The sequence below is a fragment of the Geobacillus sp. YF-1 genome (assembly GCF_052692335.1).
This window is the reverse complement of record NZ_CP199850.1, coordinates 269,934-291,834: the sequence shown is the minus strand read 5'-3', so window position 1 is coordinate 291,834 and position 21,901 is coordinate 269,934. Positions and strand designations below refer to the sequence as shown.

General features: G+C 55.5%; 15 protein-coding genes, 3 rRNA genes, 1 pseudogene and 2 riboswitches. Of the genes and pseudogenes, 2 read left to right on the top strand and 17 right to left on the bottom strand.

Annotated features, from left to right (window positions below; all coding sequences use genetic code 11):
- Positions 1-393 precede the first annotated feature (393 nt).
- Complete coding sequence (locus ACTVIM_RS01540; protein WP_445613418.1) at positions 394-618, top strand: EYxxD motif small membrane protein; 225 nt, start codon at positions 394-396, stop codon at positions 616-618.
- Here ACTVIM_RS01540 and purD read toward each other — a convergent pair.
- From purD to purE, 12 genes are all read right to left on the bottom strand, one after another.
- The gene (gene purD / locus ACTVIM_RS01535; protein ID WP_445613417.1) at positions 572-1,864 is read right to left on the bottom strand and encodes a phosphoribosylamine--glycine ligase; all 1,293 of its coding nucleotides are present in this window, start codon (positions 1,862-1,864) and stop codon (positions 572-574) included. The two genes, ACTVIM_RS01540 and purD, sit on opposite strands and share 47 nt — an antisense overlap.
- A gap of 25 nt (positions 1,865-1,889) precedes the next feature.
- On the bottom strand, positions 1,890-3,428 hold the full coding sequence (gene purH / locus ACTVIM_RS01530; protein WP_445613416.1) for a bifunctional phosphoribosylaminoimidazolecarboxamide formyltransferase/IMP cyclohydrolase: 1,539 nt from the start codon (positions 3,426-3,428) through the stop codon (positions 1,890-1,892).
- Complete coding sequence (gene purN, locus ACTVIM_RS01525; RefSeq protein WP_445613415.1) at positions 3,391-4,023, bottom strand: phosphoribosylglycinamide formyltransferase; 633 nt, start codon at positions 4,021-4,023, stop codon at positions 3,391-3,393. Before purN ends, purH begins: the two co-directional genes overlap by 38 nt.
- Positions 4,020-5,060 carry a phosphoribosylformylglycinamidine cyclo-ligase gene (gene purM, locus ACTVIM_RS01520; RefSeq protein WP_445613414.1) on the bottom strand — a complete coding sequence of 347 codons (1,041 nt, stop codon included), beginning with the start codon at positions 5,058-5,060 and terminating at the stop codon, positions 4,020-4,022. Before purM ends, purN begins: the two co-directional genes overlap by 4 nt.
- A gap of 117 nt (positions 5,061-5,177) precedes the next feature.
- The gene (purF, locus tag ACTVIM_RS01515; protein ID WP_445613413.1) at positions 5,178-6,590 is read right to left on the bottom strand and encodes an amidophosphoribosyltransferase; all 1,413 of its coding nucleotides are present in this window, start codon (positions 6,588-6,590) and stop codon (positions 5,178-5,180) included.
- Positions 6,566-8,797 carry a phosphoribosylformylglycinamidine synthase subunit PurL gene (gene purL / locus ACTVIM_RS01510; RefSeq protein WP_445613412.1) on the bottom strand — a complete coding sequence of 744 codons (2,232 nt, stop codon included), beginning with the start codon at positions 8,795-8,797 and terminating at the stop codon, positions 6,566-6,568. The genes purF and purL overlap by 25 nt, the downstream gene beginning before the upstream one ends.
- Positions 8,781-9,467, bottom strand: coding sequence for a phosphoribosylformylglycinamidine synthase subunit PurQ (gene purQ / locus ACTVIM_RS01505; protein WP_033018439.1), 687 nt, complete (start codon positions 9,465-9,467; stop codon positions 8,781-8,783). The genes purL and purQ overlap by 17 nt, the downstream gene beginning before the upstream one ends.
- Complete coding sequence (purS, locus tag ACTVIM_RS01500) at positions 9,464-9,718, bottom strand: phosphoribosylformylglycinamidine synthase subunit PurS (RefSeq protein ID WP_033018440.1); 255 nt, start codon at positions 9,716-9,718, stop codon at positions 9,464-9,466. Before purS ends, purQ begins: the two co-directional genes overlap by 4 nt.
- A complete protein-coding gene (purC, locus tag ACTVIM_RS01495; RefSeq protein ID WP_033018441.1) occupies positions 9,706-10,434 on the bottom strand; it encodes a phosphoribosylaminoimidazolesuccinocarboxamide synthase in 729 nt (242 codons plus the stop codon). Before purC ends, purS begins: the two co-directional genes overlap by 13 nt.
- A gap of 75 nt (positions 10,435-10,509) precedes the next feature.
- A complete protein-coding gene (gene purB, locus ACTVIM_RS01490) occupies positions 10,510-11,805 on the bottom strand; it encodes an adenylosuccinate lyase (protein ID WP_445613411.1) in 1,296 nt (431 codons plus the stop codon).
- The gene (purK, locus tag ACTVIM_RS01485; protein WP_445613410.1) at positions 11,802-12,959 is read right to left on the bottom strand and encodes a 5-(carboxyamino)imidazole ribonucleotide synthase; all 1,158 of its coding nucleotides are present in this window, start codon (positions 12,957-12,959) and stop codon (positions 11,802-11,804) included. Before purK ends, purB begins: the two co-directional genes overlap by 4 nt.
- On the bottom strand, positions 12,943-13,431 hold the full coding sequence (gene purE / locus ACTVIM_RS01480; protein ID WP_033018444.1) for a 5-(carboxyamino)imidazole ribonucleotide mutase: 489 nt from the start codon (positions 13,429-13,431) through the stop codon (positions 12,943-12,945). Before purE ends, purK begins: the two co-directional genes overlap by 17 nt.
- A gap of 109 nt (positions 13,432-13,540) precedes the next feature.
- A riboswitch (purine riboswitch) is annotated at positions 13,541-13,642 on the bottom strand.
- 148 nt (positions 13,643-13,790) lie between these two features.
- Here purE and ACTVIM_RS01475 point away from each other — a divergent pair.
- Entirely contained in the window at positions 13,791-14,237 is a 447-nt protein-coding gene (locus tag ACTVIM_RS01475) for an Hsp20/alpha crystallin family protein (protein ID WP_445613409.1), read from the top strand.
- A 221-nt stretch (positions 14,238-14,458) separates the two neighbouring features.
- On the opposite strand, the gene rrf is transcribed toward ACTVIM_RS01475, so the two are convergent.
- From rrf to ACTVIM_RS01450, 5 genes and pseudogenes are all read right to left on the bottom strand, one after another.
- Positions 14,459-14,575 (bottom strand): 5S ribosomal RNA (gene rrf, locus ACTVIM_RS01470).
- A gap of 222 nt (positions 14,576-14,797) precedes the next feature.
- A 23S ribosomal RNA gene (locus ACTVIM_RS01465) occupies positions 14,798-17,726 on the bottom strand.
- A 377-nt stretch (positions 17,727-18,103) separates the two neighbouring features.
- Positions 18,104-19,661 (bottom strand): 16S ribosomal RNA (locus ACTVIM_RS01460).
- Together the 16S, 23S and 5S rRNA genes form the textbook arrangement of a ribosomal RNA operon.
- A 535-nt stretch (positions 19,662-20,196) precedes the next feature.
- A pseudogene (locus tag ACTVIM_RS01455) lies at positions 20,197-20,283 on the bottom strand (GNAT family N-acetyltransferase); the annotation flags it as partial.
- A gap of 91 nt (positions 20,284-20,374) precedes the next feature.
- On the bottom strand, positions 20,375-21,700 hold the full coding sequence (locus tag ACTVIM_RS01450; protein ID WP_445613408.1) for an NCS2 family permease: 1,326 nt from the start codon (positions 21,698-21,700) through the stop codon (positions 20,375-20,377).
- 98 nt (positions 21,701-21,798) lie between these two features.
- A riboswitch (purine riboswitch) is annotated at positions 21,799-21,900 on the bottom strand.
- Between the last annotated feature and the right edge of the window lies 1 nt (position 21,901).

Below are 21,901 nucleotides of genomic sequence, written 5' to 3'. Positions count from 1 at the left end.
GCCGGGCTGATCGGTTGCTGTTGAAAGGCCTTGGAAGGCTGGTGAAAAACGGTTGTTTCTTTTGAGCAATGGGGGATCGTTTGAAAAGCGATCCTGATGCGACGAGGCTTTTCTATTTGAAAAACGGGTTTGATCAGCGGCTTGTCCGCTTAAATCACCAGCCTCCTAGAAGGCCGGTGAAAAACGACTGCCACGAGCAAATCAGCGGCATCTCGCCAAAAAAGAAGGCTGATTTCGCTAAGTTTTTCTAACTGAGAAACAGATGGAATAGCACTATTTTGTACTAAATCACCGCCCCTCTAGAAGGCCGGTGAAAAACCGCGACACACACCAATGGGAGGCATTTTCATTCAAAAAAGAAAGCTGATTCTGCAAAGTTTCTCTAATTGATAAATGGGTGGGATCAGTAGCATTTTACACGAAATCACCGGCCCCCTAGAAAAACTCATGATTAAGGCGAGAAAAAGGTGTCCCGCGCCCCGGGACACCTTCCATCCAAAGGAGTGGATCACCATGTTGCTGGAATATATGACCGATATGTCGTTTGTGTTGGCAACGTTAATCGGCGGCATTATCGCCCTGTCGTATGTGTATTTGCGGCGGAGGCGCGTTCGATAGCGCGCCGGCCGATGTCGCGGCGGTAAAACAGGCCGTCACAGTCAATCGCCGCCAATTGCTCGTACGCTTTTTCCTTCGCCTCAGCGAGCGTCGCCCCTTTGGCCGCCAGCAGCAGGACGCGGCCGCCGTTTGTGTAAAGCGTTCCATCTTCGCGCTTCGTGCCGGCGTGGAACAACAACGCATCCGGTGCGAGCCGCTCGAGTCCGCGGATGGCCGCTCCGCGTTCGTAAGCGCCCGGATAGCCTTTCGCCGCCAGCACGACGCCAAGCACCACTTCGTCCGTCCACTCGAGCTCCAGTTCTTTTCCATCCATCACCGCCAAGATCGCCTGAAGCAAATCGGTTTGTAAACGCGGCAGCACGACTTGCGCCTCCGGATCGCCGAACCGGGCGTTAAATTCGATCACTTTCGGCCCGGCTGGTGTGGCGATCAACCCGGCATACAGAACGCCGGTAAACGGCCGTCCTTCCGCCACTAACGCTTTGGCCGTCGGACGCAAAATCGTCTCCAAGGCGATTTGGACCGTATCGGCGGATATTTGCGGCACGGGCGAATACGCTCCCATCCCCCCGGTGTTCGGCCCTTCGTCCCCGTCGTACGCCCGTTTATGGTCTTGGGCGATGGCGAGCGGATACACCTTTTCGCCGTTTACAAACGCCATAAACGAAAATTCTTCGCCTTCCAAATACTCCTCGACCACGACTTGGCTGCCGGCTGCACCGAATTGTCCATCGATGAGCGCGGCCTTCGCTGCGGCCAGCGCGTCTTCCACTGTTTGGGCGACGGTGACGCCTTTTCCAGCGGCCAACCCGTCCGCTTTAATGACGATCGGCGCTCCTTTTTCCTCAATATACGCTTTCGCTTGTTCATATGAGGAAAACGTCGCATGGTCCGCCGTCGGGATGCCGTATGTTTTCATAAGCTCTTTCGCAAACGCTTTGCTTCCTTCAATGAGCGCCGCCGCTTCGCTCGGTCCGAATAGGCGCAGCCCTTCCGCCATAAAGCGGTCGGCAATGCCGGCGGCCAGCGGCGCTTCCGGCCCGACAATCGTCAAATCAATCTTGTTTTGTTTCGCAAACTGAACAAGCGCGTCAAAATCGAGTTCATCAATGTCGACGAGCTCCGCGACTTCCCCGATGCCCGGGTTGCCCGGCGCGGCATACAGTTTGCCAACAAGCGGGCTTTGCGCCGCCTTCCAAGCGATGGCATGCTCGCGCCCGCCGCGTCCGACTACGAGAACGTTCATCGTCTCCCTCCCCTTTTGCCGCCGTTTAATGTTTAAAATGGCGCACGCCGGTAAACACCATGGCAATGCCATACTCATCCGCTTTGCGGATCGAATCGGCGTCACGAATCGACCCGCCCGGCTGGATGATGGCCGTAATGCCGGCTTTTGCCGCCGCTTCTACGGTGTCGTCCATCGGGAAAAAGGCGTCGGAAGCGAGCACCGCGCCTGCCGCCTGCTCCCCGGCTTGTTCAATGGCGATCTTCGCCGCGCCGACCCGGTTCATTTGTCCGGCGCCAACGCCAACGGTCATGCCGTTTTTCGCCAGCACAATGGCGTTGGATTTGACATGCTTCACAACGTTCCACGCAAAACGAAGCTGTTCGCGCTCTTCTTCGGTCGGCTCGCGCTTCGTAACGACGTTCCATTCGGCGTCCGCAAGCGTATACGTATCGGCAGCTTGGACGAGCACGCCGCCGTTGACCGAAACGAGCGTTTTTTCCTTACCGTCGGGAGCCGTGAAATCAAGCGTCAACAGGCGGATATTTTTCTTTTGCGTCAAAATGGCGAGCGCTTCGTCGCTAAACGATGGCGCGATGACGATTTCCAAAAAGATGTCATGCATCCGCTCGGCTGTTTCTTTGTCCACTTCCCGATTCACGGCGATAATGCCGCCAAAAATGGACACCGGGTCGGCCTCGTACGCTTTTGTAAACGCCTCAAGAAGCGTCGCGCCGACACCGACGCCGCACGGGTTCATATGTTTGATCGCCGCCACGGCCGGCTCCTGAAACTCGCGGATAAGATTGATGGCCACATTGGCATCGTTAATGTTGTTGTATGATAGCTCTTTGCCGTGCAGCTGTACTGCGTTGGCCATCGAGAACGCCGCACCGAGCGGTTTAGCGTAAAACGCCGCCGATTGATGCGGATTTTCGCCATAGCGCAACGATTGTTTTTTTGTATAGGTGACGGTGAGCGATTCCGGGTATTCCTCGCCGGTAAGGTTCGTCAAATACTCGGCGATCATCGCATCATACGCCGCCGTATGACGGAACGCTTTCGCCGCCAGTTTTTGCCGCGTTTTTGCTTGGATCGATCCGGTTGTTTTCAGCTCCTCGATGACCGTTCGGTAATCGGCTGGATCGACGACGATGGCGACATCGGCATAGTTTTTCGCTGCGGCGCGAACCATCGTCGGACCGCCGATATCGATGTTTTCAATCGCCTCAGCCAGCGTCACGTCCGGCTTCGCGATCGTTTGCTGGAACGGATACAAGTTGACGACGACCAAATCGATCGGACGGATGCCATGCTCCGCTAGCGCCGCCTGATGGCGCTCATCGCCGCGCACCGCCAAAATGCCGCCGTGAATGGCCGGATGCAGCGTTTTGACGCGCCCGTCTAAAATTTCCGGAAACCCGGTGACATCGGAAATCGAGATGACCGGGACACCGGCCTCCTCAAGCGCCCGTTTCGTCCCGCCGGTCGAAATGATCTCGACGCCGAGTTCGGCGAGCTGTTTGGCAAACGGAATGAGTCCTTCTTTATTGGAGACGCTGATCAATGCTCGTTTCACTGCCATCATTTTCGATCCTTTCTTCTTGTTGTTCCTTTTCCCCTAGCAGCATGCGCAACACCGCGGGATACAGTTCATGTTCGACTTGATGAATGCGCGCCTCAAGCGCTTCGATCGGCTCTCCCGGCACGATCGGAACAGCGCGCTGGGCGATGACCGGTCCGGTGTCCATCCCTTCATCAACGTAATGAACGGTGACGCCCGTTTCCGACACGCCGGCCCGGTACGCTTGACCGATGGCGTCTTTGCCCGGAAACGCCGGCAACAGCGACGGATGAATGTTGACGATTTTCCCTTCATAGGCGGAAAGCAAGGTCGGCCCGATCAAGCGCATATAGCCGGCCAACGCGATCCATTCGACTTGTCGTTCTTTCAGTTCGCGCAAAATCTCGGTCTCAAACGCTGCTTTCGACGGGTAGTCTTTTGGGGAAAACACGAACGCCGGCACGTTTTCGCGCCCCGCTCGTTCGATGACCTTGGCGCCCGGCCGATCGCAGACAAGCAGGGCGATGTCCGCCGGCAGCTCGCCGCGCTTCGCCGCATCGACGAGCGCCTGAAAATTCGTTCCGCTTCCGGAAGCAAACACGGCCAACCGCTTCATGCTTTGTCCCCTCCGGTAAACGACACACCCGCTCCTTTTGCCACTTCGCCAATGATGTAGGCCGGCTCTCCTTGTTCGTCCAACCATTTGACAAGCGGCGCTGCCGTTTCCGGGCTGACGGCGAGCACGAGGCCAATGCCCATATTAAACACGGAAAACATCTCTTCTTCTTCAAGGCTGCCGTTGGTGCGCAAGAAGTCAAAAATCGGCAGCACCGGCCACGAGCCGCGCTGAATGCGGGCGCCAAGCCCTTCCGGCAGCATGCGCGGAACGTTTTCGATCCACCCGCCGCCGGTAATATGCGCCATCCCTTTGATCGTAAACCGCTCGCGCACAGAGCGCAACTGTTTCGCGTAAATGCGCGTCGGCTTCAACAACTCCTCGCCGAGCGGAACATCAAGCGGCTCGTAAATGCGGTCAAGCTCCAACTTCGCCTGCTCGAACACGATGCGGCGCACAAGCGAGTAGCCGTTGCTGTGCAAGCCGCTTGACGGAAGGCCAATCAACACATCGCCTGCTTGGATCGTCTGCCCCGTCACCAATCGCTCTTTTTCAGCAATGCCGACGGCAAACCCGGCCAAATCGTACTCGTCTTCCGCGTACATGCCTGGCATTTCCGCCGTTTCCCCGCCGATCAAGGCGCAGCCGGCTTCGACGCAGCCGTCAGCCACCCCCTTGACGATGGCGGCGATTTTTTCCGGTACCGCTTTGCCGCAAGCGATATAGTCAAGGAAAAAGAGCGGTTCTGCCCCTTGGACAACGATGTCATTGACACACATCGCCACACAGTCGATGCCGATCGTATCGTGCCGGTCAAGCAAAAACGCCAATTTCAGCTTTGTCCCGACGCCATCCGTGCCGGCGATGAGCACCGGCTGACGATAACCAAGCGCCGATAAATCAAACAAGCCGCCAAACCCGCCGATTCCGCCCAACACTTCTGGACGCATCGTTTTTTGCACGTGCTCTTTCATCAGGGCGACGGCCTGATAACCGGCCTCAATGTCAACTCCTGCTTGTTTGTATGCTTTTGCCACGTGAATCCCCCTTTTCTCCGCCCGCTGCGCTCGAACAGGCGCACGCCTTGGCGGCCGCTACTTTCCCCCAATAGCAGCGCGCCACGGTATTCATTGCCCGCTCCGCAGAGCTGCCTGTCATTTGACGGTCATGCACGGCCGGGCGATTGGGCTGACCCGGGTTGGGTATTGGCCGGTGAAGCACGCCAAACATTGTCCGCGCTGCGGTGCGCCTTCCGGACGGCCAATCGCCGCCAGCAGCCCTTCTTGGCTAAGAAACGCCAGCGAATCGGCGCCGATTAAGCGGCGGATGTCTTCGACCGTATGTTTCGCTGCAATCAGTTCTTCCTTTGACGACGTATCAATGCCGTAAAAGCAAGGATGGGTGATCGGCGGCGCGCTGATGCGCACGTGCACTTCAACCGCCCCGGCTTCGCGGAGCATCGCGACAATGCGCCGGCTCGTCGTTCCGCGCACGATCGAATCGTCGACCATCACGACCCGCTTGCCGGCGACCACGCCGCGCACCGGCGACAGCTTCATTTTGACCCCTTGTTCACGCAACGCCTGCGACGGCTGGATGAACGTCCGGCCGACATACCGGTTTTTAATCAAGCCCAATTCGTATGGAATGCCGGTCGCTTCAGCATAGCCGATGGCAACCGAAATGCTTGAGTCCGGCACACCGGTGACAATATCGGCTTCAGCCGGCGCTTCCAAGGCGAGCCGCTTTCCTAAGTTTTTTCGAGCCGTGTGGACGTTGATGCCGTCAACATGGCTATCCGGACGAGCGAAATAAATGTATTCCATGCTGCAAATCGATCGCGGCCGCTCCGGAGCGAACCGTTCCGAACGCACCCCTTCGCCGCTGATGATAAGCAGTTCCCCAGGCGCCACTTCCCGCTCGTACGTCGCCCCGATGACATCAAACGCGCACGTTTCCGAGGCGACGACATACGCCGAGCCGAGCCGGCCGAGCGACAGCGGCCGAAACCCGTGCGGGTCAAGCGCCGCATACAGCGCCGTTTCCGTCAGCAGCAAAAACGCAAACGCCCCTTCAATCTGGCTGAGCGCTTCTTTCATTTGCCCGACAAATGTCGGCGCCTGGCTGCGGCGGATGAGGTGGGCGAACACTTCCGTATCCGATGTCGTCTGAAAAATGCTTCCTTGCCCTTCGAGCGCGAGCTTCAGCTCGATGGCGTTCGTCAAGTTGCCGTTATGGGCGAGCGCCATCGCACCGGTTTGCGATCGGAATAAGAGCGGCTGAACGTTTTCATAGCCACCCCCACCCGCCGTCGAATAGCGGACATGGCCGATCGCCGCCGAGCCAAAAAGCGCATCGAGCGTCCCGCTTTGAAACACGTCCGTCACCAAGCCAAGCCCTTTATGGCCAGACAAGTTTCCGCCGCCCGCCACCACGATGCCGGCTCCTTCTTGGCCGCGGTGCTGCAGGCTGTGAAGGCCGTAGTATGTGAGCCGGGCGGCGTCTTCATGCCCCCAAATGCCGAAAATGCCGCACTCCTCGTTCAATCCTTTGATTTCAGCAAGCATGGAATGGCCCCTTTCCAGACGTTTCGCATGTCGTCGACCGAAAGGCGGATGATCGTTTCCCCCTGCTCCCCGTTCACGGTGAATGTGCCGTCATCCGTCACTTCCCCGATCCGTTTCGCTTCTACAAGCTGCTCAAATGCTTCTTGATGCTCCTTTTTCACCGAAACGACAAAACGAGACTGCGTTTCGCTGAACAGTTCACTGATGAGATCACCGCGGATCGTCACCTTCGCGCCAAGCCCTGAAGCCCCCCCCATGACACACTCGGCAAGCGCAACGGCTAAGCCCCCTTCAGCCACATCATGCGCGGACGCCACCACCCCCGCGCGAATCGCGGTCAACAGCTGACGCTGGCGGCTTGCTTCGACCGTCAAATCGAGTGCCGGCGCTTTTCCGAAAATGCGGCCTTCTAGAAATTTTTGCAGCTCGCTGCCGCCAAACTCCGGCTTCGCCTCGCCGATCACGTAAATCAAGTCACCTGTTTGCTTAAACGATTGCGTCGTGATATGGGAAAGGTCTTCAATCAGGCCGACCATGCCGACAACCGGCGTCGGGTACACCGCCTCGCCGTTCGTTTCATTGTAAAGCGAGACGTTGCCGCTCACGACCGGCGTCTCAAGCGCCCGGCACGCTTCGCTCATCCCGTCGACCGCTTTTTCCAGCTGCCAGAAAATGTCCGGCTTTTCCGGGCTGCCGAAGTTGAGGCAGTCTGTTATGGCGAGCGGTTTCGCCCCCGAGCAGACGACATTGCGCGCCGCCTCGGCGACCGCGATTTTCCCTCCTGTTTCCGGATCCAAATACACATAGCGCGAGTTGCAGTCGGTGGTCAGCGCGAGCGCCTTATTCGTGCCGCGGATGCGCACGACAGCCGCGTCCGATCCCGGAGCGACAACCGTATTCGTCCGCACCATATAGTCGTACTGGTCATACACCCATTCCTTGCTGGCGATCGTCGGCTGGGCGAGCAGCCCAAGCAATGTTTGATTGTAATCTTCAATGTGCGGAATATACGGCGGCATCGCTTGAAACTCGCGGTAATAAGCCGGCTCCGCCGATGGTTTATGATACACCGGCGCGTCTTTCGCCAACGCGTCAACCGGAATTTCCGCCACTACTTCACCATGGAAAAACAGGCGGAGCATTCGATCGTCGGTCACTTTCCCGATCGCTTTCGCCTCGAGGCCATATTTCGCAAAAATCGCAGCGATTTCGTCTTCCCGTCCTTGCTTGACGACAAGCAGCATCCGCTCCTGTGATTCGGACAACATCATTTCATACGGCGTCATGCCCGCCTCGCGCTGGGGAACAAGATCCAAATTCATTTCGATCCCGAAGCCGCCTTTGCTCGCCATCTCGGCCGACGAGCTTGTAAGCCCAGCGGCGCCCATATCTTGAATGCCGACTAACGCATCGGACTTGACTGCTTCAAGACACGCCTCAAGCAGCAGTTTTTCCATAAACGGGTCGCCGACTTGCACAGCCGGGCGCTTCGCTTCCGATTGCTCGCTTAATTCCTCAGAGGCAAACGTCGCCCCATGGATGCCGTCGCGGCCCGTTTTCGCCCCGACGTACATGACCGTATTGCCGACCCCGGTCGCGATGCCGCGCTGAATGTCCTCATGGCGGATGATCCCAACGCACATGGCGTTGACCAATGGATTGCCTTCATGCGCCGGATCGAACTGCACCTCGCCGCCGACGGTCGGGATGCCGACGCAGTTGCCATACCCAGCGATACCGGCAACGACGTGTTCAAACAAATAGTTGACGCGCGGCGATGTCAATTCGCCAAATCGGAGCGAGTTAAGCAGCGCAATCGGCCGCGCCCCCATCGAAAAGACGTCACGGATAATGCCGCCGACCCCCGTCGCCGCCCCTTGGTACGGCTCGATGGCCGACGGGTGATTATGGCTTTCGATTTTAAACGCCACCGCCAGCCCATCGCCGATATCGACAATGCCGGCACCCTCGCCCGGCCCTTGCAATACGTGCGGACCATCGGTCGGGAATTTTTTTAGCACCGGTTTGGAGTTTTTATAGCTGCAATGCTCCGACCACATGACGGCAAAAATGCCGGTTTCCGTGTAGTTCGGCAGCCTCCCCAGCATCGCTTCAATGCGGGCAAATTCTTCGTCTGTTAACCCCATTTCGCGATACAGCTTTTGTTCTTTGACCATCGCCGCACTCGGCTCAAGCAGTAACGACATGCGTCTCCCTCCAATAATTGACGATCGATCGGAATAGTTTCAGTCCGTCCGCGCTACCGAGCAAAGCGTCGACCGCCCGCTCCGGATGCGGCATCATGCCGAGCACATTGCCGCGCTCGTTGACAATGCCAGCGATCTCCGCCAAGCTGCCGTTCGGGTTTTCCCCATGGTAGCGGAAGACGATTTGCCGGTTTTCGACAAGGCGCTTTAGCGTTTGTTCGTCGCAATAATAATTCCCTTCACCATGGGCGATCGGAATGGTAATCACTTCGCCCTTGTCATAGGCAGAGGTAAACATCGTTTCATTGTTTTCCACGACAAGCTGCACCGGCCGGCAAATGAATTTCAGCCCTTGGTTGCGGCGCATCGCCCCAGGAAGCAAGCCGGCTTCAAGTAAAATTTGAAACCCGTTGCACACCCCAAGCACCGGTTTTCCGGCTTCCGCGGCTTGTTTCACGGCGGCCATCACCTTGGAAAAACGGGCGATCGCCCCCGAACGCAAGTAATCGCCGTATGAAAAGCCGCCTGGAAGCAAAATGGCGTCGAACCGATCGAGATTCTCTTCATCATGCCAAACGTATTCCACTTCTTCACCGAGTTCATCGGCGACCGCATGGTACATATCGACATCGCAATTCGATCCCGGAAAGACAATGACGGCAAACTTCATCGGGCGACGGCCTCCTCAATTTCATAGCGGTAATCTTCGATGACCGGGTTGGACAACAATTTCTCGCACATGTCACGGACCATCTCATCAAGGTCGCGATCGCTTTTTTCGATCACCAGCTCCATAAACTTGCCGATTCGGACGTCTTTCACTTCCGTATACGATAAGCTGTGCAGCGCCCCCTTCACCGCTGTCCCTTGCGGATCCAACACACTCTCACGCAACGTGACATACACTTTTACTTTATACATGCCGATTCTCCCCCTAACCGTTCGAGAATAACCTCATACGCCTCGGTTAAACTGCCAAGATCACGGCGAAATACGTCCTTATCCAATTTCTCATTCGTCTCAGCGTCCCAAAGCCGGCACGTATCCGGCGACACCTCATCCGCTAAAAGGATCGCGCCGTCCGCCGTGCGGCCAAACTCCAACTTAAAATCAATTAATCTCACTTTTCGCTCGGCAAAATGGGCGCGCAACACGTCGTTCACTTTCAGCACTTCGCTTTTCAGCCAGACGATCTCCTCGCGGCTCGCGAGCTTCAAAATCGCAATGTGGTCTTCGACGAGCAGCGGGTCGCCAAGGTCATCGTTTTTGTAGTAAAACTCGACAAGTGGAGTTTCAAGCGGAGTCCCTTCCGCCAAGCCGAGACGTTTCGCCAAACTCCCGGCCACAACGTTGCGGACGACGACTTCCAGCGGGATGATCGTCACGCGTCGGACCAATTGTTCCGTTGGCGACAGCTTTTCAATAAAATGATTGGCAACGCCTGCTTCTTTCAATTTCGTAAACAACAAACTGGAAATCTCGTTATTGAGCCGCCCTTTGCCGGCGATCGTCGCCTTTTTCTCGCCGTTAAACGCCGTGGCGCTGTCTTTGTACTCGACCCAAAGGACATCCGGTTCATCCGTCGCGTAAATTTTTTTCGCTTTCCCTTCATACAACAGCTGTTGTTTTGCCGGCATGATGCAAGCCTCCGTTATCCAGAAGATTGAAAATTTTTCGTGTAACCGGCCAGCATGAGGCCAGCCGGCTTCCACTTACTCTAATCCTAAGCGGGCAAAAATCGTATCGACGTGTTTCAAATGGTGGCGGTAATCAAAGCAATCGTCGAGTTCTTCTTTCGTCAACCGGCTCGTAATCCGCTCATCCGCCTCGAGAAGCGAGCGGAACGGCACTTGTCTCTCCCACGCTTCCATCGCTTTCGGCTGCACTAAATCGTACGCCTCCTCGCGCGTCATCCCTTTGTCAATCAAAGCGAGCAAGACGCGCTGCGAGTAAATGAGCCCGAACGTGCGCTCCATATTTTTCTTCATATTTTCCGGATACACTAACAAGTTTTTCACAATGTTAGCGAACCGGTTCAACATATAGTTCAACGCGATCGTCGCATCCGGCAAAATGATGCGCTCCGCTGACGAATGGGAAATGTCGCGCTCATGCCAAAGCGGCACATTTTCATACGCCGTCACCATATACCCGCGAATGACGCGCGCCATGCCGGTCATGTTTTCCGAACCGATCGGATTGCGCTTATGCGGCATCGCTGACGAACCTTTTTGCCCTTTGGCAAAAAACTCCTCGACTTCACGCACTTCGCTTTTTTGCAAGCCGCGAATTTCTACAGCAAATTTTTCAATCGATGTCGCGATGAGCGCGAGCGTCGCCATGTAGTAGGCGTGGCGGTCGCGTTGCAACGTTTGTGTCGAAATCGGCGCCGGCGTTAACCCGAGCTTTTCGCACACATATTGCTCGACAAATGGGTCAATGTTGGCATACGTGCCGACCGCGCCGGAAATTTTCCCGACCTCGACCATCTTCGCCGCTTGTTCAAACCGCTCTAAATTCCGTTCCATTTCCGCATACCAAAGCGCCAATTTCAGCCCGAACGTCGTCGGTTCGGCGTGGACGCCGTGCGTGCGCCCCATCATGACCGTATATTTATGTTCGCGCGCTTTCTCTTTCAGCACTTGAATAAAGGTTTCCAAATCGCGCCGCAAAATGGCGTTCGCCTGCTTTAACAAATAGCCGAGCGCCGTATCGACGACGTCCGTCGATGTCAGCCCGTAGTGCACCCATTTCCGCTCCTCGCCAAGCGTCTCGGAAACAGCGCGGGTGAAGGCGACGACATCATGACGCGTTTCTTCCTCGATTTCTTTAATGCGGTGGATGTCAAATGACGCGTGTTCCCGCAGACGGCGGACATCTTCTTTCGGGATGACACCAAGCTCGGCCCACGCCTCGCACGCGAGCAATTCCACTTCAAGCCATGCCTGAAAGCGATTTTCCTCGGTCCAAATGGCTCCCATTTCCGGTCTTGTGTAACGTTCAATCATCCTCGTTCCAGCCTCCGATCATGCCAAATTTGCCACGATTCCACTCGCGCCAGCGCTTCCTCAACATCATCCGCCAGTACAGTCACATGGCCCATTTTCCGCTTCGGCTTCGCTTCGTGCTTGCCGTACAGATGGACATACACCGCACCGGTAAACGCATCAATTTGCCCAATAATCGGCTCGACATGCTCGCCTAAAATATTGACCATCACGGCCGGTTTTACCAATTCCGTCGACCCGAGCGGCCAGTTGCAGACGGCGCGGATGTGCTGGGCGAATTGGGACGTGGCACATGCATTGATTGTATAATGACCCGAGTTGTGCGGTCTAGGGGCCAACTCATTAATATAAATATCCCCGTCCCCTGTCAAAAACATTTCCACCGCCAACGTCCCGATGAGTGAAAACGATGCCGCCAGCGTCTTAGCATAACGGACCGCCCGCTGCTCGATGTGTGGTGGAATCCGTGCTGGAACGATCGTTTGATGCAAAATGTTCTCGACATGAATGTTTTCCGCCACCGGAAAAACAGCCGTCTCCCCGTCGCCGTTGCGGGTGACAATGACCGATATTTCCTTCACAAACGGCACCCAGCCTTCCAAAATACACGGGCCAAGGCGAAGCAGCTCTGCCGCTTTGGCAATATCCCCTTCTCGCCGGAGCACATATTGCCCTTTGCCGTCGTAGCCGCCGCGCCGCGTTTTCAAAACACACGGAAACCTGATCGCCCGAACGGCCTCTTCCAACTCATCCCGTTCATTCACTTCCACATACGGCGCCACCGGCAAACCGGCAGCGACGATCGCCGCTTTCTCCAACGCCCGATCTTGCGTCACCGCAAGCAACCGGCTTCCTTGTGGAACATAGGCGTTTTCCACAAGCCACTCAAGCGCCCGCGCATCGATGTTTTCAAACTCGTACGTGATGACATCACTGACGCGCGCCAGTTCAGCTATTGCATCCAAATCATCGTACGGCGCGGTGATTTCTACATCCGCCACTTGCCCGCACGGAGAGTCGGGCGTTGGATCAAGAACCGCAACGCGAAACCCCATCTCGCGCGCCGCGATGGCCATCATCCGGCCAAGTTGCCCTCCGCCAATAATGCCGATCGTCTGTCCCGGAACAATCCGCCGCTTAGTCAAGCTGATCACTGCTTTCCACAACTTGTTTTCGAATCGATTCTCTCCTTGCTTTGAGCGCCTCCATATAGCGCGGCTCAAACAGCCCGATGATCGACACGGCGAGCAGTCCCGCATTCATCGCCCCTGCTTTGCCGATCGCCACTGTCGCCACCGGCACCCCGCCTGGCATTTGCACGATCGACAATAACGAATCGAGCCCGTTCAATGCCTTTGACTGCACCGGCACACCAATCACCGGCAGCGTCGTTTTCGCCGCGATCATTCCCGGCAAATGAGCCGCTCCACCGGCCCCCGCGATAATCACCTTAAGGCCCCGCTCCTCCGCCGTTTCCGCATACCGAAACATTTCATCCGGCGTCCGGTGCGCCGACACGACTTTTTTCTCAAACGGGACGCCCAGTTCTTCAAGAATCGCACAGGCGTGCTTCATCGTTTCCCAATCTGAACGGCTTCCCATGACCACCCCAACTAGCGGGCTCATACGTTCCACTCCTTACCCTTAATAAACAAAGCCCAGAACATACATTCCCTCTTTTAGGCGAGGGAAAGTATCGTTCTGGGCTTTCGCATTTGTTAATAAGAAAAAAGCCAAAACCGATCCTTTCCCTCATAGTCCAATAATTTACGGTTATTGGGTAGAGACTTTTGGGCCATATTCCCAAAATTATATGAGGGATTCTTTTACGCATTATGAAACTACTTTTATAGTAGCAAGATCCTTGGTGAAATGTCAAGGTAAAATCGAACATTCATTATTAAATAAACACAAATGTTCGTGTTTTTTCAAATCACCAAAACAATAAGGAGGCATATGATAAATGTGTGGAGGAGGGAAACGCCATGGCCAACGAACATCCATTCACACCGTTTTCCGATTGGACAAAGCATTGGCAGCAATTTTTCCAAAACGATTTTTGGGGAAACATCCAACCGCTGTTGCGTTCATCCCATCAACCATCATCAGGCATGAATATCTACAAAAAGGATAACGAGCTGCTTGTCGTCGTCAGCCTGCCGGGACTGGAGAAAAGCGAAGATGCGGAAGTGTATGTATCGTACAAGACGCTGGAAATCAAGGCAACCATTAATCTGAACTTTCAAGGGTTTGACTTAGTGGAAGAAGGAATTTTCCAAGGTCGGTTCGAAAAAACGATCCCGTTGCCGTTCCCCGTCAAGGATGATCGCATCGAAGCAACATATCATAACGGCTTATTGTTCATCCACCTTCATCGGCTCATCCCTGAAGAGCCAAAAAAGAAGATCGTGATTAAAAAAAGCGAACCATAACCAATGGCCAGCCCCGCTTTCTTGACAAAAAAGAGGGTGTCCCACGTTGACGGGACACCCTTTCGCGAGTTTCCGTTTCCTATCGCTTTATGAAAAAGGGGGTCTAGGAAACGATGATCACGCTTTACATTTTGGGGGAGAGGATTGAAAATGGCGTCATTAAAACTTAATGACAATAGGCAAAAAAATGAGAGAACCGTATAGCTCCCTCATTTTTGCCTGCCTAGCAGCGACCTACTCTTGCAGGGGCGCTGGCCCCAACTACCATCGGCGCTGGAGGGCTTAACTTCCGTGTTCGGGATGGGAACGGGTGTTTCCCCTCCGCTATCACCACTAGGCAAGCTATTCTGTTTTTCATCAATCATTATACCAGAAAATTAATTCCTGTCAAGAAGGAACTCATTCCTTCAAAACTAGATAACCGTCGGAAGAAGCCGCGTTTCGTACTGTCTAGCTCCGGCCGCCATCGGCTCGCGACGCTTCGGTCCTGCTGTGGCGGCATAGCCTCCTCGCAGGCCCTCCAGCGCGTTTCGCCGATAAGCGGGCGTCCTGCGCTTTTCTAGGTTAAGCCCTCGATCGATTAGTATCCGTCAGCTCCACGTGTCGCCACGCTTCCACCTCGGACCTATCGACCTCGTCATCTTCGAGGGATCTTACTCGCCTAACGCGATGGGAAATCTCATCTTGAGGGGGGCTTCACGCTTAGATGCTTTCAGCGCTTATCCCGTCCGCACATAGCTACCCAGCGGTGCCCCTGGCGGGACAACTGGTACACCAGCGGTGCGTCCATCCCGGTCCTCTCGTACTAAGGACAGCTCCTCGCAAATTTCCTACGCCCGCGACGGATAGGGACCGAACTGTCTCACGACGTTCTGAACCCAGCTCGCGTACCGCTTTAATGGGCGAACAGCCCAACCCTTGGGACCGACTACAGCCCCAGGATGCGATGAGCCGACATCGAGGTGCCAAACCTCCCCGTCGATGTGGACTCTTGGGGGAGATCAGCCTGTTATCCCCGGGGTAGCTTTTATCCGTTGAGCGATGGCCCTTCCATGCGGAACCACCGGATCACTAAGCCCGACTTTCGTCCCTGCTCGACCTGTCCGTCTCGCAGTCAAGCTCCCTTGTGCCTTTGCACTCTCCGAATGATTTCCAACCATTCTGAGGGAACCTTTGGGCGCCTCCGTTACCTTTTGGGAGGCGACCGCCCCAGTCAAACTGCCCACCTGACACTGTCTCCCACCCCGCTAAGGGGTGCGGGTTAGAATTTCAATACCGCCAGGGTGGTATCCCACCGGCGCCTCCACCGAAGCTGGCGCTCCGGCTTCTTAGGCTCCCACCTATCCTGTACAAGCGATACCAAAATTCCATATCAGGCTGCAGTAAAGCTCCACGGGGTCTTTCCGTCCTGTCGCGGGAAACCTGCATCTTCACAGGTAGTATAATTTCACCGGGTCTCTCGTTGAGACAGCGCCCAAGTCGTTACACCTTTCGTGCGGGTCGGAACTTACCCGACAAGGAATTTCGCTACCTTAGGACCGTTATAGTTACGGCCGCCGTTTACTGGGGCTTCGGTTCGCACCTTCGCTTCCGCTAAGCGCTCCCCTTAACCTTCCAGCACCGGGCAGGTGTCAGCCCCTATACGTCGCCTTTCGGCTTCGCAGAGACCTGTGTTTTTGATAAACAGTCGCTTGGGCCTTTTCACTGCGGCTCTTCCAGGCTCTTCACCCGAAAGAGCACCCCTTCTCCCGAAGTTACGGGGTCATTTTGCCGAGTTCCTTAACGAGAGTTCTCCCGCGCGCCTTAGGATTCTCTCCTCGCCTACCTGTGTCGGTTTGCGGTACGGGCACCTCTTCCCTCGCTAGAGGCTTTTCTTGGCAGTGTGAAATCGGGGACTTCCGGATCACTCCGTCGCCATCACAGCTTGGCCTTCCGGCCAGCGGATTTGCCTACTGGCCAGCCTCACTGCTTGGACAGGCTCTTCCAGCCGCCTGCTCGCCCTATCCTCCTGCGTCCCCCCATCGCTCAAACGGGAAGGAGGTGGTACAGGAATCTCCACCTGTTGCCCATCACCTACGCCTTTCGGCCTCGGCTTAGGTCCCGACTAACCCTGAGCGGACGAACCTTCCTCAGGAACCCTTAGGCTTTCGGCGCAGAGGATTCTCACCTCTGTTTTCGCTACTCATACCGGCATTCTCACTTCTAAGCGCTCCACCAGTCCTTCCGGTCTGGCTTCTCTGCCCTTAGAACGCTCCCCTACCGATGACCAACGGTCATCCCGCAGCTTCGGCGGCACGTTTAGCCCCGGTACATTTTCGGCGCAGAGTCACTCGACCAGTGAGCTATTACGCACTCTTTAAATGGTGGCTGCTTCTAAGCCAACATCCTGGTTGTCTTCGCAACTCCACATCCTTTTCCACTGAACGTGCACTTGGGGGCCTTAGCTGGCGATCTGGGCTGTTTCCCTCTCGACTACGGATCTTATCACTCGCAGTCTGACTCCCGGGCATAAGTCGTTGGCATTCGGAGTTTGACTGGGTTCGGTAACCCGATGAGGGCCCCTAGCCCAATCAGTGCTCTACCTCCAAGACTCTTAAACCCGAGGCTAGCCCGAAAGCTATTTCGGGGAGAACCAGCTATCTCCAAGTTCGATTGGCATTTCACCCCTACCCACACCTCATCCCCGCACTTTTCAACGTGCGTGGGTTCGGGCCTCCAGCCGGTGTTACCCGGCCTTCACCCTGGACATGGGTAGATCACCTGGTTTCGGGTCGACGACGACGTACTCCTGCGCCCTATTCAGACTCGCTTTCGCTGCGGCTCCGCCTTCCTGGCTTAACCTCGCACGCCATCGTCACTCGCCGGTTCATTCTACAAAAGGCACGCCATCACCCATGAACGGGCTCTGACTACTTGTAGGCACACGGTTTCAGGTTCTCTTTCACTCCCCTTCCGGGGTGCTTTTCACCTTTCCCTCACGGTACTGGTTCGCTATCGGTCACTAGGGAGTATTTAGCCTTGGGAGATGGTCCTCCCTGCTTCCGACGGGATTCCTCGTGTCCCGCCGTACTCAGGAGCCGCTCGGGAGGGAACGAAGTTTCGACTACAGGGCTCTCACCTTCTCTGGCCGGCCGTTCCAGACCGGTTCGTCTACCCCGTTCCTTTCTCACTCCCATACGAGCGGTCCTACAACCCCAAGAGGACTCGCCTCTTGGTTTGGGCTGTTCCCGTTTCGCTCGCCGCTACTCAGGGAATCGCGTTTGCTTTCTTCTCCTCCGGGTACTAAGATGTTTCAGTTCCCCGGGTGTGCCCTCCATGCCCTATGGATTCAGGCATGGATACTGCCCCATTACGGACAGTGGGTTCCCCCATTCGGACATCTCCGGATCCACGCTTGCTTACAGCTCCCCGGAGCGTTTCGGCGTTTGCCCCGTCCTTCATCGGCTCCTAGTGCCAAGGCATCCACCGTGCGCCCTTTCTAGCTTAACCTACAGCGTCTCGGCTTCTTCCTTTACTTTTGCGGTTATCTAGTTTTCAAAGAACGATGTTTGCCATTGAGAGAACATCACTCGTTCCCTCAAAACTGAACGAAACGAAAGCGCCATGTTCATGCATATGGACTATTGTCTAGCTCCAGCGCCTGGCTCTCTTCTGCCAAATAACCTTCCCCCTCGGGGTGCAAGCACCCCTCTGGGTGAAGAACATTTGGCTTCGAGAGCCGATCGCGGCGCTTCCGCTTTTCGTACTGTCTAGCTCCGGCCGCCATCGGCTCGCGACGCTTCGGTCCTGCTGCGGCGGCATAGCCTCCTCGCAGGCCCTCCAGCGCGTTTCGCCGATAGGCGGGCGACCTTCGCTTTTCCCCTTAGAAAGGAGGTGATCCAGCCGCACCTTCCGGTACGGCTACCTTGTTACGACTTCACCCCAATCACTTGCCCCACCTTCGGCGGCTGGCTCCCGTCAGGGTTACCGCACCGACTTCGGGTGTTGCAAGCTCTCGTGGTGTGACGGGCGGTGTGTACAAGGCCCGGGAACGTATTCACCGCGGCATGCTGATCCGCGGTTACTAGCGATTCCGGCTTCATGCAGGCGAGTTGCAGCCTGCAATCCGAACTGAGAGCGGCTTTTTGGGATTCGCTCCCCCTCGCGGGTTCGCTGCCCTTTGTACCGCCCATTGTAGCACGTGTGTAGCCCAGGTCATAAGGGGCATGATGATTTGACGTCATCCCCACCTTCCTCCGACTTGTCGCCGGCAGTCCCTCTAGAGTGCCCAACTGAATGCTGGCAACGAGAGGCGAGGGTTGCGCTCGTTGCGGGACTTAACCCAACATCTCACGACACGAGCTGACGACAACCATGCACCACCTGTCACCCTGTCCCCCCGAAGGGGGAACGCCCAATCTCTTGGGTTGTCAGGGGATGTCAAGACCTGGTAAGGTTCTTCGCGTTGCTTCGAATTAAACCACATGCTCCACCGCTTGTGCGGGCCCCCGTCAATTCCTTTGAGTTTCAGCCTTGCGGCCGTACTCCCCAGGCGGAGTGCTTATCGCGTTAGCTGCAGCACTAAAGGGTGTGACCCCTCTAACACTTAGCACTCATCGTTTACGGCGTGGACTACCAGGGTATCTAATCCTGTTTGCTCCCCACGCTTTCGCGCCTCAGCGTCAGTTACAGGCCAGAGAGCCGCCTTCGCCACTGGTGTTCCTCCACATCTCTACGCATTTCACCGCTACACGTGGAATTCCGCTCCCCTCTCCTGCACTCAAGCTCCCCAGTTTCCAATGACCCTCCACGGTTGAGCCGTGGGCTTTCACATCAGACTTAAGGAGCCGCCTGCGCGCGCTTTACGCCCAATAATTCCGGACAACGCTCGCCCCCTACGTATTACCGCGGCTGCTGGCACGTAGTTAGCCGGGGCTTTCTCGTGAGGTACCGTCACCGCGCCGCCTTGTTCAAACGGCGCTCCTTCGTCCCTCACAACAGAGCTTTACGACCCGAAGGCCTTCTTCGCTCACGCGGCGTCGCTCCGTCAGGCTTTCGCCCATTGCGGAAGATTCCCTACTGCTGCCTCCCGTAGGAGTCTGGGCCGTGTCTCAGTCCCAGTGTGGCCGGTCACCCTCTCAGGCCGGCTACGCATCGTCGCCTTGGTGAGCCGTTACCTCACCAACTAGCTAATGCGCCGCGGGCCCATCCGCAAGTGACAGCCAAAGGCCGCCTTTCAACCAAAGACCATGCGGTCTTCGGTGTTATCCGGTATTAGCTCCGGTTTCCCGGAGTTATCCCGGTCTTGCGGGCAGGTTGCCCACGTGTTACTCACCCGTCCGCCGCTGACCCAACCAGAGCAAGCTCCGATTCGGTCCGCTCGACTTGCATGTATTAGGCACGCCGCCAGCGTTCGTCCTGAGCCAGGATCAAACTCTCCAAAAGAAAGTGGATTGGCTTTGTAAGCTTCGGCGCCGACACCAAACGTGTCAAGCGACCTCCACTTTTTGTATTGTCTAGCTTCGGCCGCTATCGGCTCGCGACGCTTCGGTCCTGCTGCGGCGGCGATAGCCTCCTCGCAGGTCCTCCAGCGCGTTTCGCCGATAGGCAAGCGGCCTCCGCTTTTCGTATTGTCTAGCTTCGGTCCGCCGCCGCTCGGGGTCAAATAACCTTCCCCCTCGGGGTGCAAGCACCCCTGTGGGTGAAGGACATTTGCCCGTCGCGGCGACCCGCGGACCTCCGCTTTTCGTTGCGCTTCGTTTCGTTCAGTTTTCAAGGAACAAATTGATCGTTCATTGCTTCGCTCAAGGAATTGATCTCCTCAAAAGCGACTCTTATAATTTATCATTTCTTTTTGTTTTTGTCAACATGTTTTTTATCTTTTTTTTGCCGCATCAAAGCGGCTTTATTAATATAGCACCTCTATTTTAATATGTCAATTGCTTATGTAAAGTTTTTTCTTTCCAATCAACACCATTTTTTATCTCTTCCACTCTCTCGCTAACATTCCGTACACAACATGATCGACAAAGTGGTCGTAAAGCCACTCTGCATCACGAATCGTTCCTTATCGAGATCGCTCGCACCATGTAAAAAATATAAAAGACTGTTCCTAAGACAATCAAACTCATCCTAGGAACAGTCCTTTTCACTTTTTCCTATTCGCGCAAGAAGATGAAATAACAGATAAAAATGACAAACAGCACATACAATAATGGATGCACTTCTTTGCCGCGGCCTTTCAAAATCATCGTGATCGGATAGAAGATGAAGCCGACGGCGATGCCGGTGGCGATGCTGTAGGAAAGCGGCATCGTGATGAGCGTGAAGAACGCCGGTACAGCCACCTCAAACTTCTTCCAATCGATTTCGCCGATCGACGAGGCCATTAATACACCGACGATGATGAGCGCTGGCGCCGTAACCGGCGCGGTAATAACGCTTAACAGCGGCGAGAAGAACAAAGCAAGCAGGAACAAAATCCCTGTCACGACCGCCGAAAACCCGGAGCGCCCTCCAGCAGCGACGCCGGCCGACGATTCGATGTACGACGTCGTCGTCGATGTGCCAAACACCGCTCCGACCATGACGGCTGTCGCGTCAACGAGCAGCGCTTTGCCGGCGCGCGGCAGTTTATTGTTTTTCAACAACCCGGCTTGGTTGGCGACCGCCAAGAGCGTGCCAGTCGCATCGAAAAAGTCAACGATAAAGAACGTTAAGACAACACCGAGCATTTTCCACGAGAAAATGTCCGGCAAATGTTTGATCGCTACACCGAAGGTTGGGGAAATGTCCGGAATAGCACCGACAATTTGATGCGGCACTTTAATCAAACCGAAAATCATGCCGACAATTGCGGTAATGACCATGCCGTAAAAGACGCCGCCATTTACTTTTCTTACCATAAAAACAATGGTGATGAACAATCCAAAAATGGCCAACAGTGCATTGCCATCTTTCAACGAACTTAATCCGACGAGCGTCGCTTTGTTATCGACAATAATTCCAGCGTTTTGCAGGCCGATGAATGTAATGAACAGCCCGATTCCGGCACCGACGGCGTATTTCAACTCAACCGGGATGGCATCAATAATTTTTTCCCGAACGCCCGTCAGCGTTAAAATCGTAAAAATGACCCCAGAGACGAAAACTCCGGCGAGCGCTGTTTGCCACGGAATTCCCATATGCAGGACAACGGTGAAAGCGAAAAAGGCATTCAATCCCATCCCCGGCGCCAAAGCGATCGGATAGCGAGCCAACACGCCCATCAAAATCGATCCGTACGCCGCGGCCAAAGCGGTGGCGACAAATACCGCCCCTTGGTCAATCCGCAGTTCATCTGGAAAATCTTTCACCGCGCCGAGCGACAGCGTAAACGGGTTGACGAACAAAATGTACGCCATCGACAAAAATGTCGTCAGCCCGGCAATGATCTCTGTCCGATAGTTCGTGCCGAGCTCATCGAATTGAAAATACTTTCTCACAGTCTGTCCCCCCTACAAAAAATAAAAAAACGCTTCTGCCGCTACCAGAAGCGTTGACTAGGAAGGAATGACGACAGAGAGAGGACAAAACAAGCGCTCTCCTATCCCACATCCCTCGTAGTCAAGCTATTTACGGTAGCTTGGTAGAAACTCCCGAGCCATATTCCCGGGATTATACGACGGAATTCGACCATATTCATG